The following is a 14,770-nucleotide window of genomic DNA, read 5'->3' as shown; positions in this document are numbered from 1 at the left end:
CCCGGCGTTCCATGCGCCGGGGCCCGCTTCATCGGCCCTTCGTCGGCTTGTCATCGGGAGTCCGTGTGAGCGGGGACTTGTTCGTCGCGCGGATGCCGGCCGACGCCGAGTCGATCGACGACCTCGCCGCCGACTTCCGGCCGCCGCCGCTCGGTTCTCTCGCCGAGGTGCGGCAGCGGCTGGCCGACCTCATCGACTCCCTCGACTCGACGCGCGCTGTGGTCGCCGGCCCCGGCTGGACCATCGAACTCTTCATCGGCGCGGACGACCCGGTGGAGTCAGTCGCGCTGCACGTCCGCGGCGCCGGCGACGACGTCTTTCCCGCCATCGCGGAACTCGCGACGCGACTGGACGCGCGGGTCCTCGAGCTCTCGACGGGCGAGTTTGTGACCGGCGCGGAGGGTTGGCGCGCCTTCCAGCGCTTTCGGAACAGCGTCACGGGCGCCGGCTGAGGGTTCGATATCTCACAGTTCCTGAGGTGTCACTCACGGTTGGCCGGGGCGCGGGACAGCCCGGCGGCGGCGAGTGGGGCGCAACCATGCAGGTGAGTGGCTGCAAACATGGTCAGCCTATGGTGCCCGTACTTTTCGCTTGAATTTGATCTTGAGGGTGGCGCCGCACCCTGGCCGGGTCGTTGCCGTCGCGGTATGGCATCGTAAATGTGTGGTGAGCACCGGAGACACAGCGCTGGCGTCGCTCGGAGTCGTGATCGACCCGCGGGTCGACGAGTCGGTCTCCGCGACGCTCGGTGTCGTGGAGGAAGCGCTGCGCAGCAATGTGACGAGCGCGGATCCCCTGGTGGCGGAGGCCGCGCGGCACCTCATGGACGCCGGTGGCAAGCGCTTCCGGCCGCTGATCGTGGCGCTCGGGGCGCAGTTCGGCGACTCGCAGCGGGCTGAGATCGTGCCCGCCGCGCTGGTGGTCGAGCTCACCCATCTCGCGACGCTCTATCACGACGACGTCATGGACGAGGCCGCCGTGCGCCGGGGCGCGCCGAGCGCCAACGCGCGCTGGGGCAACTCGGTCGCCATTCTCGTCGGCGACTACCTCTTCGCGCGCGCCGCCGACATCGCCGCGGACCTGGGTCCGGAGGCCGTACGGCTGCAGGCACGCACCTTCTCGCGCCTCGTGCACGGGCAGATCGCCGAGACGGTGGGCCCGCGCGAGAGCGATCCGATCGAGCACTACCTCTACGTGATCGCGGAGAAGACCGCCTCCCTGATGGCGACGTCGGCCCGGTTCGGCGGCATGTTCTCGGGGGCCGCGCCGGAGCACGTGGAGGCCCTCGCGCAATACGGCGAGACGATCGGCATCGCGTTTCAGCTCTCCGACGACCTCCTCGACATCGCCTCCGAGTCGGTGCAGTCGGGCAAGACTCCGGGCACCGACCTGCGCGAGGGCGTGCCGACGCTGCCGGTGCTCTATGCGCTCGCGGGCGACGACACGGACGCCTCGGCCGTGCGGCTGCGCGAGCTGCTCGCCTCGGGCCCGCTGGTCGACGACGGCCTGCACGCGGAGGCGCTCGGGCTGCTGCGCGAGTCCGCGGCCCTCAAGCGGGCGCGCGAGACGGTCCGCAGCTATGCCGAGGAGGCGCGGGCCAGCCTCGAGCCGCTGCCGGACGGGCCGGCGCGGCGGGCCATGGAGGCGCTCTGCGACTTCATCGCGGATCGGACCGGCTGAGCAGCCGGCTCCCCGCCAGCATCAGCACCGCCGCGCCCAGCATCGCCGCGGCGGCCACCATCCACATCGTCTCGTAGCTTGTCGCCGACGCCACCGTGCCGAGGCCGAGTGGGCCGAGGCAGCCGCCCGCGTAGACGCCGGTCTGCGTGATGGACGTCGCCGCCGCGGGCGCTTGTGGATGCAGCCGGACGACCGCGAAGTTCATCAGGCCCGGCCACGACCAGCCCAGCCCGAAGCCGAGCACCACGCCGGCCACCAGCGCCCCCAGGCCGGGGACGGCCAGCAGCGCCAAGCCGCCCGCGCCCGCCGTGAGCAGTCCCGCGATCACGCCGATCTGCCGGGTGGGGAAGAGGTCCGCCTGCCAGCCGCCGCCGATCCGGGCGGCCACGCCCACCACGCCGCCGAGGGTGAGCGCGAGACCGGCGGGCCCGGGCTCGATGCCCCGGGCGACCGCCGAGTCGACCAGGAACGTGCCCAGGGCGTTGGCCGAGCCCGACGCCAGCGTGGCGCCCAGTCCGATCACGACGAGCGCGGTCGTCGCTCGTTCTCCGCGGTCGGCCTGGGACCTGCGGCGTTCGTCTCGCTCCACGGGCACCAGGGCGATCGCCGCGGCCGCCAGGACGGCCCCCAGCGCGAACGCCCAGCGCCAGCCGACCGTCAGTGCCACCACGGGCACGGCCGCGCCCGCCAGGAGCGTGCTGACCGGGATGGCGGCCTGCTTGAGGCCGAAGGACAACCCCTGCCGCCGGAGCGGGACGTGCCGGGACAGGCTGGTGTTGCTCGCCAGTTGACCCATCGCGTTCGCGGCCGCCCCGAGGACGAGGATGGCGATCAAGCTCCACAGTGCTCGGGCGCCGGCCGCGATGCCGAGCAGGCACGCGGAGGCCAGCCCGACCGCCGTCCGGGCGACGGCGGTCGAGCCGTAACGCTCGACGAGCGCGCCGGCCGGCACGGAGGCGAGGGCGCTGGCTCCGAAGTACGCGGAGACGGCCAGACCGAGCCCGGCGGGCGAGAATTTCAGCTCGTCCCCGATCTGCACGGCCAGCCCACCGACAAGAAAGACAGGGACCGAACAGGCCGTCGTCGTGGTAAGGGCACTCAGGGCGGCCCGGGCCGGCCGGACGGTGTTTGTGCTGGTGGGCGCGTTTTTCGGGGGCGAGACCATCACCGTGAGTCTATTCCGGGCGCTTGCGTTATCTGGACACTGAGTGGCAACAACCACACGTGCCGTACAGATTGGTCATGGTCGACACGCTCTAGGCATTCCCCCGGCGGAAGATTATTCATATGGTGTAAGTCCCCGGCGTCGGAGGTAGCTGTGCGCGACCCCCTGGCGGAGCCGTCAGACCTCATTCGTAGCGTGTCCCGTGCGCTACGGGTACTCGAATCGGTTGGACGGGCCCCGCGCGGACTCACCGTGAAACAGATCGCACGACGGTGTGAGCTGACCGTCGCGACGACGTATCACCTCGTGCGCACGCTCGCGTACGAGGGTTATGTGATCCGGCGGGAGGACGGCACCTACATCGTGGGCCTCGAGATCGCCGACCGGTACAGAGAGCTGGTCTCGGCGTTCCGGGGACCGCCCTCGGTCGGAGAGGCCCTGCGTCGCGCCGCCACCGAGACCGGCTACAGCCACTTCCTCGGCCGATTCGTCGGCGGCCGGATCGCGGTCACCGCCTCGGCCGAGGGCGCCCGCTCGCCGTTCCTCGACGACATCGCCCCCGGTTTCGACGAGGGCGGTCACGCCACCGCGCTGGGCAAGGCGCTGCTCGCCACGCTGACCGCGGACCAGCGCGCCCGCTATCTCCGCGACTGGGGCATGCGCGCCTTCACCCCGGCCACGCTGACCACCCCGGAGGCGCTGGAGGCCGACCTGGCCGCCGGCGAGCGCCGGGGGATGCAGCTGGAGATGGGCCAGTTCCGCCAGGGGCTCGCCTGCGCGGCCGTGAACGTCATCACCGACCGCGACATGGAACGCCGGCTGGTGTTGGCCTGCTCACTTCCGGCGGCCGAGATGCTGACCTCCGCGCGGGTGGTTCGGGCCAAGTTGACGTCGGCTGCCCGAAGTGTCGCCGAGGCCCTCTCCGCGGGAGACGCCGCCACCGCCTGACCGGTTGAACCGACTGCCCCCGCCGCCCGTAAGACTGGGTGGAACGCGCGAGGGAGGTCGGCCGGCTTGGAAGATCAGGACGCCGAGCTGTTGCGCGCGCTCCAGGACGAGCACGGGGAAGCCCTCTTCGCCCACGCCGTACGCCTCTCCGGGGGCGACCGGCAGCGCGCCGAGGACCTCGTGCAGGAGACCCTGCTGCGCGCCTGGCGATATCCGGAATCGCTGGACCTCGAGCGGGGCACGGTGCGGTCATGGCTGTTCACCACCGCCCGCAACCTGGCCATCGACGCCTGGCGGCGGCGGTCGGTCCGGGTCGGGGAGGTGGTCACGGACATGATTCCCGAACCTCCGCCCAGCGCGGACGAGGCGGACCGGGCCGTGGAGGCCTGGACGGTCGCCGAGGCGCTGGGCCGGCTCTCCGAAAGTCATCGCGAGGTCCTGGTCGAGTGCTTCTACCAGGGTCGTTCGGTCGCCGAGGCGGCTGCCCGGCTGGGGGTCCCGCCCGGCACGGTCAAGTCGCGCACGCACTACGCCCTGCGCTCCTTGCGCATGGTCCTGGACGAGATGGGGGTGACAGGATGAGATGCGACCACGAGCACGACGACGGCGCGTACGTCCTCGGCGCCCTCAGCCCGGCCGAGCGCATCGCCTACGAGCGGCACCTCGCCACCTGCTCGTTCTGCCGCGAGGCGGTCGCGGACATCGCCGTCCTGCCCGGTCTGCTCGGCCGGCTCGACGCGGCCGACTTCGAACGGCTCATGACCTCGACGCCCCCGCCGCCGGTGCGCCGGGTCAGCACCCCGGACCTCATGACAGCGGCCCAGTCCACCCGCCGGGAGGAACGCAAACGGGTCCGCTGGCGAGTGCTGGGCACCGCATTGGCCGCCGCCTGTCTCGCCTTGGTGGCGGGCATCGGCGCGGTCTTCTGGATGGACCGCTCGACGCCGGCTGTCGACGCCCAGGGCCCCACGGTCTTCATGACGCCCTCCAACGATCTCGTGCCGGTCGACGCGCAGATCAACATCGCCGGGGCGCCGGGCGGCACGCGGGTCAACCTCGTCTGCGCCTACAACCGGGGCGACGAGGACTCCCAGCCCTACACGATCAGGCTCATGGCGTACGGGCCGGACGACGAGAGCGAGCAGCTCGGCTCGTGGATCGCCGCCCCCGGCAAGGAGTTCAGCATGTCGGGCGTCACGCACTTCACGACGGGAATGCTCAACCGGCTGGCGCTGGTCCGCAACGACGGGCGGACGTTGCTGGTCTACGACATCCCCTGATCATCCGCTGACTCCTGGTCAGCGGGTCGGGACGGTGGTCGGCTCTGCGGTGGCGGCCGCGGCGTCGGCCACCGTCCTTGTTTCCGGCCCCCTCTTTGGCGTTCCTCAGCTGGTCGCGACCGGCGCCGGCTCTGTGCTGGCGGCTGTCGTCCTTTGCTTGCGGGCGTTCCGCAGCCCGTCGATCGTGAAGATGACCAGGGCGACCCACACCAGCGCGAACCCGGCGAGCCGTGCGGGCGGCATCGGCTCGTGGAACAGCAGGACTCCGAAGGCCAACTGGAGGATCGGCGCCACGTACTGCAGGATGCCGATCCCGACCAGCGGCACGCGGTTGGCCGCGGAGGCGAAGAGCAGCAGGGGTACGGCCGTCGCGACGCCGGACAGCAGCATGAGCACGGTGTGTGTGGCGGAGACGTGGCCGAACTCCGCGTGCCCGGCGACATTGAGCCAGATCAGGTACGCGACGCCCGGGACCGCGAGAACGGCCGACTCCACGAAGAGGCCCTCCGCCGGCGGCAGCGCGAGACGCTTCTTGACCAGCCCGTACGTGCCGAAGCTGGCCGCCAGGATCAACGCGATGTACGGCAGGTGCCCGTAGTCGACCGTCAGCACCGCGACGGCGACCACCCCGACGGCGATGGCCGCCCACTGCCACACCCGCAGCCGCTCCCGTTGCACTGTGACGCCGAGCAGCACGATGACCAGGGGAGTGATGAAATACCCGAGCGCCGTCTCGACCACCCGCGACGAGTTGACCCCGTAGATGTAGGTCGCCCAGTTCACCCCGATCAACAGCGCCGCGGCGACCACTCCGAGCAGCAGCCGTCCGTTGCGGGCCATCCGGGCCAGGAACCGCCAGTTGCGCATGGCGGTCAGCACGACGGCAATGAAGATCACCGACCAGAGCACGCGGTGGGCGAGAATCTCGAGGGGCGAGGCGGGGCGGAGCAGCTTGAAATAGATGGGGAAGACGCCCCACAGCGCGTACGCCGCCAACCCGTGCAGATAACCCCGACGCTCCTCACCCATGCCTGTCACCGTAAGGGGCACCCGGCCGGATGGTCCTTGCCTATGTCGAAGTTCACGGCCGGTCGCCGGGCCCGCCACCTCGGCCTGAACGTCGGATCGCTGCGCCGGTGCAGCCCTTCCCCGGTGAAGTCACCGGCCCGCTCCCTCGGCGCGGATGTCGTCGACGTTCTCCGAGCCGTGGCCCCGATTCCTCACTTCGCCGTTTCTCCGGCGCCGGCGCCCTCCCGGCCGGGCGTCACCCGCTGCAGCTCACACACCATCCAGCCGCCGGCATCAACCGCCTCGAACCCGAGCGGCGCATAAACCCCGTGCGCCGTGGGCCGCGCGCTGACATCGCCTCCTGACTCGGCCGCGTGCCGACGTCCGCAGCTCGAGTTTGTGCTGGTGGCCTTCGTGCGGCAGCGTGAGCGGAACTGTCAGTCGTTGTCGCCGCCGTCCGGGACGAGCATGTTGAGGACCCAGCTGACGATGCCGACGATGAGCGCACCGAGCACCGCGGCCACGAAGCCGTCGACCTCGAACGCCAGGTCGAACTGCCCCGCGATCCAGCCCGTCAGCAGGAAGAGCAGCCCGTTGATGACGAGCGAGATCAGGCCGAGCGTCAGCACGTACAGTCCGCAGCCGATCGTCTTGATGATCGGCCGCAGCACCGCGTTGACGATGCCGAAGATGATCGCGACCGCCAGCAGCGTCCCGATCTTCGCGGGGACCGAGTCGGTGTCGAGCCGGATCCCACCCACGACCAGCGTCGCGATCCACAACGACACGGCGGTGATCACCAGCCGGATGATGATTCCCATGGCTCGCGATGGTGCCACGCCCGGGCCACCAGATCCGGCGACACTCCACGATCACACCCGCTGGACCCATCTCACGCCGCCAGCCGTCCCACGCCTCCGACCAGCTGAGACTCCATCGTCGTAGGCGTGACAGCCACCCATCGCACCGCCCGCTCATTGATGAGCGCGAGCATCCCGGGCCGCATCCGCGCCAACCACCCGGTAGCTTCGCCCAGCCCGAGCGCCGCCCCGAGCGCACCCGCCTCCTCCGCTCTCACCGGCGTGACCATCAACAAGTCCGCCGCCAGCGCGTCACCGGCGTCCTCGGGCGAGTAGCCGTCCCGCACCACCAGAACAGCCTGCCCACTCTCCACCTGCTGCTCGGCCACTCCCGCGGGCCCGGCATCAACCACGATCAGCGTCAACCGTCGCGGCTCCTCCGCCCGCACCGAGACATCCCCCGAAGAGCGACCACCCGCGCTGCCCGCCGACGCCTCATCGGAAGCCGGAGAACCCATGCCCGAAGACGCCGCATCAGACGCCGGAGTAGCCCAGCCACCCGGAGAAATCCAGCCGGCCGACGAGTCCCACCCGCCCGCCGCGGTCGAGACGATGTCGTCCCCAAACTCCGAGTAACCGTCCTCCGCGAGGTCCGAGCCCGCCTGCTGCTGCTGCTCCTCCTCCGCCGCCCCGGCCGCCGATCCGCTCGGTCGGCTGACCACGGCAGACTCCTCCGGCTCGCCGTCCGGCCCGGCCACCGCAACCGGACGCACCGCCCGGCTCACCGCGACCAAGCTGATCCCGCCACCCGCGGAGCCGGACCCCGACGAACTCACGCTGAGCCGATGAACAAGCTGCTCCCAGGCCGAAGGACGATCTGTCCGTACGACGACCCGCGCTCCCATGCCCAACGCCCGCATCGCCACCAGCTGGGCACCGGACACACCGCCGACGAGCAGCACTCGCGTCGGCCGGCTCCGGAAGAGGCGCACGACCGCCGGGTCGCCGTGCCGATTCCGGCCGACCATCAGACCCGCCTCGCCGAGGGGCAGCGCCATGCCGTTCAGCGCGTCGACCAGTGCGGCGGGCGCAGCGGGTGGACCGGGGCGCCCGGTGATGGCCTGACCGGGCACGATGCCGAGCGGCAACGTCGCGATGAAGCCGTCACGCTGCTCGCCGTCGAGACGCGTGAGCACCGCGCGGGCACCAGTCGCCGAGCCGTGAGCCGCGACCATCCGGTGCAGCGCTTCGACGGCCGCTGCGAGCTGCGGCGGGTCGGAGGCGGCGAGGCGGACGTGCAGGTCGACTGCTGTGCCCGTACCCGGGGAAGCTTGTGGCCCCGCACCGAGCGCAACAGTCGTCGCCCGCGTGGGCAACATGAGCAGCCGGCCGATGAAATCGGGTGGCCCGGCCCAGCCGCTTAGCCGGAAGGCCGCCTGAACCGTCTCGCCGACTCGCAGCTCGGACCAGGACTCCTCCCATGCGGCTGAACCCTCAGCGGCGGCGGCCTGCAAAAGAGCCGCCCGGGTCTGCGCAGCGTCAAGCGGCTGCGCAGGAGCCAAGCCGCGCCGCAGAGCACGCACGACCCGCTCCAGCCCCTGCCGCAGCTCGGCGTCGGTCCATCCGTCCGGCCGGGCGAGGCGCACAGCCAGCACCGCTCGACTGTCACTGAGCAGATCACCGCCGGTGAGCTGCTCATATGAGGCGGCCGCAAGGGTGCCGCCGGAATGAGCTGGAGGTCGCGTCCCGATCAGCAGCACCTGGCACCGGTACGGCAGCTGGCCGGCCAGTCTCGCCCTCACCAGGCTCACCGGCGCGGGCACGACATCCTCACCGCCGCCGAGCACACCGGCCGACTCGCCCAGGTCGAAGAGGACAGCGCATCCGTGGCCGTCGCGGATCACGCCGCTCGGTCGCCCCGCCAGCTTCGCCGCGTCGACCCGCGCGCCGGCGAGCTCGAGCAGCATGCCGACGCTGTCCCCGGCATCCGCGACCCGCCTGCGGGCCGAGTGACGCAGGACGACACCCATCCACTCGTACGCCCAACGGCCGCGCAACCGCACCCACGCCGCCGCCAGCAGCACGACCGCCCCGAAGACCGTCGCCCCGAGAGTGATGCGGCCACCGAGAGCGCCAATGACGACGAGCGCCGCCGCCAGCTCCGTGGCGACTATCTGGCCTGCTCGGACGAGGACCGACCGTCCCTCCCGGATCTGGCCGCCCGCAGCTCGGCCGGCGGGGCGGTCGACGGCGCGCAGGCCGGTCGGACCGTGATTGCGTGCTGTTGTCGTCACGCTCCGCCACCCTTCGATTGCCGCTTGTGTTCGCTCGTGCAGCCATCGTAGAGATTTTCGGGGGTCGGCGGGGATGGCCTGTGGATAACTCTGCTCATGCTCATCGATATCCACAGGCTGAATTTCGCGGCTTTCGGCGCGGGCGGCCGGGCGGCTACCTTCGGCGGCGTTCCGACCGGACCGGCGTGAACCGGAACGCGGAAATCAGCGTGACGAAGGTAAGACGTCCCGGCGCACGGGGCGACAGCGAGCAGGGGAGCGAGGTGACGTCCGGCATGGCTCAGACGCAGGCGGAAGCCGCGGTGATGGCGCAGACCGCCGGGAAGTTCGACCAGGTCAACCAGTCGCTGACGAGCATGTTGAGCAGGCTCATGGCGGAGCTGGCGGTGCTGCAGACCGCGTGGGTGGGTCGTGGCGGCGCGGCCTTCGAGGCAGTGAAGAACCAGTATCAGCGGGATCTGACCGATCTCAACAGCGCGCTCGCGGAGACGGCCGAGGCGATCAGGGCCTCCGGCGCGGGCTATGCGGCCACCGACGAGTCGGCTGCGCGCTTGATGACCAGTGCCGGCGGCGGCGGGGGCTACCTCCCGCTCGAGAACTGACGAGGGGACGCGACGATGGGCGACGGTCTGCTCCGGGTGAATTTCGGTGCTCTGAGCCAAGCGAGCGCCGACATCCAGAAGGCTGTGAACGAGTTGGAGTCCCAGCTCGCCGATCTGGACGCGGCCGCCCGGCCGCTGGTGGCCACGTGGGAGGGCGGTGCGCAGCAGGCGTACGCGTCGCGGCAGCAGAGGTGGACCAGCGCGTCGGGTGACCTGAAGAGCATCCTGCGCGGCATCAAGGGTGCGGTGGATCAAGCCGCGCAGGACTACGCGACGACCGAGGGGAACGCGGAGAAACGCTTCCTGGCCTGACGGCGGCCTCGGGCTGTCCGATCGGCGGGCATGAGGGCACTGCCGCGCGCGGCGTGCTCTCGTGTCGGTATTGACGTACAGAAATGGGGGGAGTGGCATTCGGGAGGGATTCGGCCAACTTGCTACTGACGTGCGGGGTGGTCAGCCGGTATTGTTTCGCCCCGCGCGACCGTTGCGGCCCGCGGCGAGCGTGAGGCCGGTACACCCGGGTGAATCATGATCAACTTTTCGGTGGTACCGCCCGGGGTTATGGCTACCTAAGGTCATCGGGCAGTGTCTCTGTGCGATGTGTATAGCGGTTCGGGTATCGGTTTGCTGTATGCGTGCAGCCGCCCATTGTGATCGTGGTCTGACCTTGTAGGTTGTACGCGTTGAGGTGGCCCGTTCGCCGCGAAGGGAGAGGTGGACGTGACCCAGTGGGAGCCGGCTACGGACGCCGAGGTCGCCATGCGCAATGCCCTGCGCACGGACGACCAGGAGTCCTACTTCCGCATCCTGGCCGGCGTCGACCTGCTGCTGCCCGTCTCCGCGGATGCCCTGGCCGGCCGCGAGCCGCTCGGGTGGGGCACGTGGAGCACCGGCGGCCGCACGCACGTGCTCGCCTTCACCTCCCCGTCGGCGCTGCAAGCCTGCCTCGCCGACTACACGGGCTCCGCGCGCCGCGTCGCCTACCAGGAGCTCGCCGAGACCTGGCCCAACCTCGAATGGTGGCTCGCGGTCAACCCGGGCCTGCCCGTCGAGGGCTACCTCCCCGCGTGGTTCGTCGCCCAGCTCAGCCGGGGTGACCTCCGCCTCCCGACGCGTGGCCCCGGCCGCGAGGGCAGCAACGGCCCCAACCGCATCCCCGACATCCACGCCGCCGCGGCCCTCGCCGCCAACGCCGCCGCCCAGACGTACGCCGATCCGGCCTCGGGCGGCCCCGTGCAGGGTGCCCCGGACGGCAGCGACTCGTTCGCCGCGCCGGGGGTCTCCTCGGCGGCCGGCGGCTACGACCCCGCGGCTGCCGCCTATGGCGCTGCCGCCTCGAACTACGACTCGGGCAACGGCGCGGCCGCTGCTTACGCCCCGAGCAATGGCGCGCCCGCCGCCTACGCTCCGGGCGACACGGCCTCCGGCTACAGCTCGGGTGACACGCCGCCGGGCTTCGGGTCTGACCGGCCTTCCGATTTCGGTACGTCCCCCAGCCCCGCCCCCGGCTTCGGCAACGCGGCCGGCACGGCGCCCGGTTTCAACGCCGGCGGCGGTGCAGCGCCCGGCTTCGGCGGTGCGAGTGGCGCGCCCTCCGGCTTCGGCGGCGCGAGTGGTGGTTCGGCGCCCGGCTTCGGCGGTGCTGGTTCAGGATTCGGCGGCGCACCCTCAGGTATTGGCGCTGGTGGCGGTGCTGTGTCCGGCAACGGTGCCTTCGGCGCGGGGCCGGGCGGTTCCGGCTCTATGAGCGGCGGCGGGCAGCCGACCGATTCGGATCAGGGTCGCGGCGGTTCCTCGATCGGGCCCGGCGGGCTTCCTCTGCGTACGCCGGGAGCAGTCCTGCCCAGCGGCCTGCCCTCCCGCGTCCCGTCGACCCCTCCCGGCATGGGCGGCGGTGCGGCGAGTGGCTCGTCGTTCAGTGGCTTCACCCCTGTGAACTCGGGCCGGAGCGCCGGATCGGAAGCCCCGAGCCAGCCGCCGGTCGGCGCGACCCCCGAGCCGGCCTCGGTCGCCGGTGGGATCGCGCCCGCCACTCAGGCGATTCCCACGCTGCCCGGCTTCGGTGGCAGTCAGAGCTTCTCCGCCGGAGCGGGCGCCGCCGGTCAGGGTGCCGCCGGTCAAGGTGCTGCTGCAGGTCAGGGCGCTCCTTCGGGTCAAGGTGCGTTCCCGGGTCAGGGCGCTTTTGCGGGCCAGGGTGCTTCCGGCGGTCAGGAATCGACTGCGCCGCAGGGAACAACGGGCGGAGCAGCGGGCGGACTGGCCGGAGCTGGCGCCGCCCGGCAGACGTCACCGTCCGGCTTCACCGCGTTCGGCAGTGGCAGTGCGCTGGACGCTCTCGCCAGCCGCACGGGCACGACCGCGCCGGCCAGCGGCCCCAGCGCCCTCGACGCCCTGGGCAGCCGCGGCGGCATGACCAACAGGCCCGGCTTCGGCGAGACTCGCCCCGGCGGCAGCGCTCCGAGCGGCCCGTCGGCGTTCTCCCCGGGCGCGGGCAGTGGCTTCCCGCCGGGCAATGCCACTCCGGATGCCTCGGGTGCGCCCACCTCGGGTGCAGCACCGACATCCGGCGCGGCGATGGGTTCAGGCGCAGCGATGGGCTCGGCAATGGGTTCGGGTGCGGCGACGGGCCTGGGCTCGGGCGCGCCGGCTCGATCGTCCTTCGGCGGGGCGGCCAACCCGACCTCCGGGGCGGCCAATCCGACTTCCGGGGCGGCGGCGCCGACCTCTGGAGCGGGCGATCTTCCTGTTCGCCCCGGGTTCGCCGGCGAGCGGACCACCCCGCCGGCGCTTCCGCCACTGCAGTCGAACGACGGGCCCCTGCCCGTCCGCAAGCCGATGGCTCAGACGCCGCCGCTGCCCAGCCACATCGCTCAGCCCGCGCCGGACAGCTCGAACACCGAGAGCCCGGCCGCAGCAGGCACCGGCGCGCCCGGCTTCGGCGTTCCCGGGGCTCTCAGCAGCGCCTTCACCGACGCAGGACAGACTCGTCCGCTCGAGCAGATCCGCCGCCCGGAGCAGTCCGCGACTCAGCAGTCGGCGAACCAGCAGTCCGAGGCTCAGCAGTTCGGGGCTCGGCAGGCCGCTGCGGCCTCGCAGTCAGCGGCTCAGCAGGCTCCGGCCGAGCAGCAGGGCGGCCCGGGCAGCCCGCTCCCGCGCCGCCAGGTGGCGCCGCCGTCGGAGCGGCCGTCGTCCATGGCCGCGGCGGCGCAGGCTCTCGCGGCCAAGGGCGAGGCCGGGGCGTCCGCTGGACCGGAAGCCGACGGTTCGATCGACGTGCCGCCCACCGCAGCCGACCCGGCGGTCACGTCGCGGCTGACGTTGCCGGGGCCCACGACGCAGACGTCCGCGCCTCGGCTGGCCGGGGCCACGGGCGCCTTCCCGACGACTGCCTTCGCGGGCAACTCCGGTGCCTTCCGGACCACGCCGCCGACCATTGCGCCGCCGGTCATTCCTGGTTCGGGCGGCGCCCAGCAGTCGAATGCCGGATCCGGCTGGAGCACCGGCTACAACGCGCCGGTTCCGCCGCCGGCCGACGACTTCGTGCCCGCGAACGACGTGGAGCGCGACCTGCACCAGGCGTCGATCGAGCACAGCACCGACTCGTTCCTGTCGACGCTGCTGCTCGCGACGGTGCTCGTGCCCGTGGCGCACGACTCGCGGCCGGGGAGCTCGCCCGGTGAGCCGGGCTTCGCCTTCCGGACCGAGGAGATGGACGGCGAGCGGTTCCTGATCGTCTTCACGAGCCGGGACAGGCTGGGCGACCACTACGACGAGCCGACCCGTACCGTGGCGGTGCGCTTCGTCGAGTTGATCCGCAACTGGCCCGACCCGGCCTGGTCGTTCGCGGTCAACCCGGGCACGGCGGTCGGCGCGAAGTACCCCGGCCCGCAGGTCATCGCGCTGGCCAGCTGGGCCACCGAGGCCGGGCTCGGCGGTGAGCCCGACGACATGCTCGGTGACGCCGCGGGCGCCCTGCCGCCGGCGGGCGAGGTCGAAGCGCGCCCGACGACGATGCAGAAGACGGTGCCGCCGGAGCAGGTCGACTTCTATCTCGAGCGAGGCTACGACCGGGTTGCCGGGTTCGTGCACCGGGCGGCCGAGGTCGAGCATCTGAAGACGCCGGGCGAGCTGTTCGCGGCGCTCGGGCTGGTGCACAACGACTCGCCGTACCAGAGCGACGCCAAGGAGGCGTTCGTGCTCCGCTGGCCGGCGCACCGGCCGAGCCTCTACCGCATCCCTTACGGCGGCCAGAACGAGCCGGCGTTGCGGGCCATGGACGGCTGGGTGATCGAGCGCGCGCCGTTCCGTGGCAACGGGTTCGCGCCCGGCGAGGGCCGGGACGTGATCGCCGAGTTCAAGGTGGACAGCGTCCGGCTGCCGCACGGCACCCAGCTGTGGCGGATGGATGCCGACGGCGCGGAGCATCTCGTGGCGGTCTTCGACGGGGATGCCCCGGGCTGGCGCAAGGTGGGAGAGCAGGATGCGTGACGGGTACGTCGTGACGTGGCACGGGCGCGAATACGATGCCGCGCCCGACGGCGACAACGTCCGGATCTACGCGCCCGAGGCCGGCGACGGCTTCGAGGAGGTCCGCCCCGGCCGCTTCGTCCGGGTGCTGCATCCGGGCGAGTTCACCGATCTGACGTACGTGCGGACGACCTGCTCGTGGCGCGGCCAGCCCTTCATCGTGCTCGCCGAGGTGGACGCCTGGCTCCGCGTCGAGTACACGGGCGGCCGGGCGCCGGTGGCGCGGGCGCTGGGCCTCGAGGAGTTCGACTTCGGCGTCTACCAGGGCTGGGCTCCGGCCAACGAGGTCACCGAGCTCTACGAGCACCGCGTCTGACGCACGACCAGCGGAAAGCGGCCCGACTGCGAGCTGGTGAGAGGGGCCGGCGGCGGTAGAGTGCGGCCAGGCGGGCCGATAGCAGCCAGCCCGCGGCGATGCGCGTCCAGTCCAGCGGCGGCACGCTCAGGGCAGTGAAGCAGGGCAGGC

General features: G+C 71.9%; 13 protein-coding genes. 9 read left to right on the top strand and 4 right to left on the bottom strand.

Features of this window, described 5'->3' with window-relative positions; all coding sequences use genetic code 11:
• Positions 1–65: 65 nt before the first annotated feature.
• Entirely contained in the window at positions 66–452 is a 387-nt protein-coding gene (locus RAN62_RS27845) for a hypothetical protein (protein WP_305787735.1), read from the top strand.
• A 235-nt stretch (positions 453–687) separates the two neighbouring features.
• A complete protein-coding gene (locus tag RAN62_RS27840; protein ID WP_438874565.1) occupies positions 688–1,680 on the top strand; it encodes a polyprenyl synthetase family protein in 993 nt (330 codons plus the stop codon).
• Here the strand turns inward: RAN62_RS27840 and RAN62_RS27835 are convergent.
• On the bottom strand, positions 1,658–2,719 hold the full coding sequence (locus RAN62_RS27835; protein ID WP_438874560.1) for an MFS transporter: 1,062 nt from the start codon (positions 2,717–2,719) through the stop codon (positions 1,658–1,660). The genes RAN62_RS27840 and RAN62_RS27835 overlap by 23 nt on opposite strands.
• A 279-nt stretch (positions 2,720–2,998) precedes the next feature.
• Here RAN62_RS27835 and RAN62_RS27830 point away from each other — a divergent pair, with 279 nt between their 5' ends.
• The 3 genes from RAN62_RS27830 to RAN62_RS27820 all read left to right on the top strand — a co-directional run bounded on the left by RAN62_RS27830 (position 2,999) and on the right by RAN62_RS27820 (position 5,073).
• Positions 2,999–3,793, top strand: coding sequence for an IclR family transcriptional regulator (locus tag RAN62_RS27830; RefSeq protein WP_305787733.1), 795 nt, complete (start codon positions 2,999–3,001; stop codon positions 3,791–3,793).
• A gap of 66 nt (positions 3,794–3,859) precedes the next feature.
• Positions 3,860–4,375: a sigma-70 family RNA polymerase sigma factor gene (locus RAN62_RS27825; protein WP_305787732.1), complete on the top strand. Its 516-nt coding sequence runs from the start codon at positions 3,860–3,862 to the stop codon at positions 4,373–4,375.
• Entirely contained in the window at positions 4,372–5,073 is a 702-nt protein-coding gene (locus tag RAN62_RS27820) for an anti-sigma factor family protein (protein ID WP_305787731.1), read from the top strand. The genes RAN62_RS27825 and RAN62_RS27820 overlap by 4 nt, the downstream gene beginning before the upstream one ends.
• A gap of 105 nt (positions 5,074–5,178) precedes the next feature.
• On the opposite strand, the gene rarD is transcribed toward RAN62_RS27820, so the two are convergent.
• From rarD to RAN62_RS27805, 3 genes are all read right to left on the bottom strand, one after another.
• Complete coding sequence (rarD, locus tag RAN62_RS27815; protein WP_305787730.1) at positions 5,179–6,102, bottom strand: EamA family transporter RarD; 924 nt, start codon at positions 6,100–6,102, stop codon at positions 5,179–5,181.
• 416 nt (positions 6,103–6,518) lie between these two features.
• Entirely contained in the window at positions 6,519–6,902 is a 384-nt protein-coding gene (locus RAN62_RS27810) for a phage holin family protein (RefSeq protein ID WP_305787729.1), read from the bottom strand.
• Between the two features lie 71 nt (positions 6,903–6,973).
• Positions 6,974–9,289, bottom strand: a complete 2,316-nt coding sequence (locus RAN62_RS27805; RefSeq protein WP_305787728.1) for a hypothetical protein — start codon at positions 9,287–9,289, stop codon at positions 6,974–6,976.
• A 161-nt stretch (positions 9,290–9,450) separates the two neighbouring features.
• On the opposite strand from RAN62_RS27805, the gene RAN62_RS27800 reads away from it, so the two are divergent.
• The 4 genes from RAN62_RS27800 (at position 9,451) to RAN62_RS27785 (ending at position 14,620) form a co-directional block, all read left to right on the top strand.
• On the top strand, positions 9,451–9,777 hold the full coding sequence (locus tag RAN62_RS27800) for a WXG100 family type VII secretion target (protein ID WP_305787727.1): 327 nt from the start codon (positions 9,451–9,453) through the stop codon (positions 9,775–9,777).
• Between the two features lie 15 nt (positions 9,778–9,792).
• Positions 9,793–10,089, top strand: coding sequence for a WXG100 family type VII secretion target (locus RAN62_RS27795; RefSeq protein ID WP_305787726.1), 297 nt, complete (start codon positions 9,793–9,795; stop codon positions 10,087–10,089).
• Between the two features lie 408 nt (positions 10,090–10,497).
• Positions 10,498–14,265 carry an SseB family protein gene (locus RAN62_RS27790; protein WP_305787725.1) on the top strand — a complete coding sequence of 1,256 codons (3,768 nt, stop codon included), beginning with the start codon at positions 10,498–10,500 and terminating at the stop codon, positions 14,263–14,265.
• On the top strand, positions 14,258–14,620 hold the full coding sequence (locus tag RAN62_RS27785; RefSeq protein WP_305787724.1) for a UCP033725 family protein: 363 nt from the start codon (positions 14,258–14,260) through the stop codon (positions 14,618–14,620). The genes RAN62_RS27790 and RAN62_RS27785 overlap by 8 nt, the downstream gene beginning before the upstream one ends.
• Positions 14,621–14,770: the final 150 nt, after the last annotated feature.

This window comes from Symbioplanes lichenis (assembly GCF_030709675.1).
In the GTDB taxonomy this organism is placed as follows: Bacteria; Actinomycetota; Actinomycetes; order Mycobacteriales; family Micromonosporaceae; genus Actinoplanes; species Actinoplanes lichenis.
The sequence above is the reverse complement of the archived record's forward strand: the minus strand, read 5'-3'. Positions and strand labels throughout refer to the sequence as shown.

What these genes read in the sequence shown, in the direction of transcription:
- RAN62_RS27820 (WP_305787731.1), top strand. Translation starts at nt 4,372, where the DNA reads ATGAGATGCGACCACGAGCACGACGACGGCGCGTACGTCCTCGGCGCC.
- rarD (WP_305787730.1), bottom strand. Translation starts at nt 6,102, where the DNA reads ATGGGTGAGGAGCGTCGGGGTTATCTGCACGGGTTGGCGGCGTACGCG.
- RAN62_RS27810 (WP_305787729.1), bottom strand. Translation starts at nt 6,902, where the DNA reads ATGGGAATCATCATCCGGCTGGTGATCACCGCCGTGTCGTTGTGGATC.
- RAN62_RS27800 (WP_305787727.1), top strand. Translation starts at nt 9,451, where the DNA reads ATGGCTCAGACGCAGGCGGAAGCCGCGGTGATGGCGCAGACCGCCGGG.
- RAN62_RS27795 (WP_305787726.1), top strand. Translation starts at nt 9,793, where the DNA reads ATGGGCGACGGTCTGCTCCGGGTGAATTTCGGTGCTCTGAGCCAAGCG.
- RAN62_RS27785 (WP_305787724.1), top strand. Translation starts at nt 14,258, where the DNA reads ATGCGTGACGGGTACGTCGTGACGTGGCACGGGCGCGAATACGATGCC.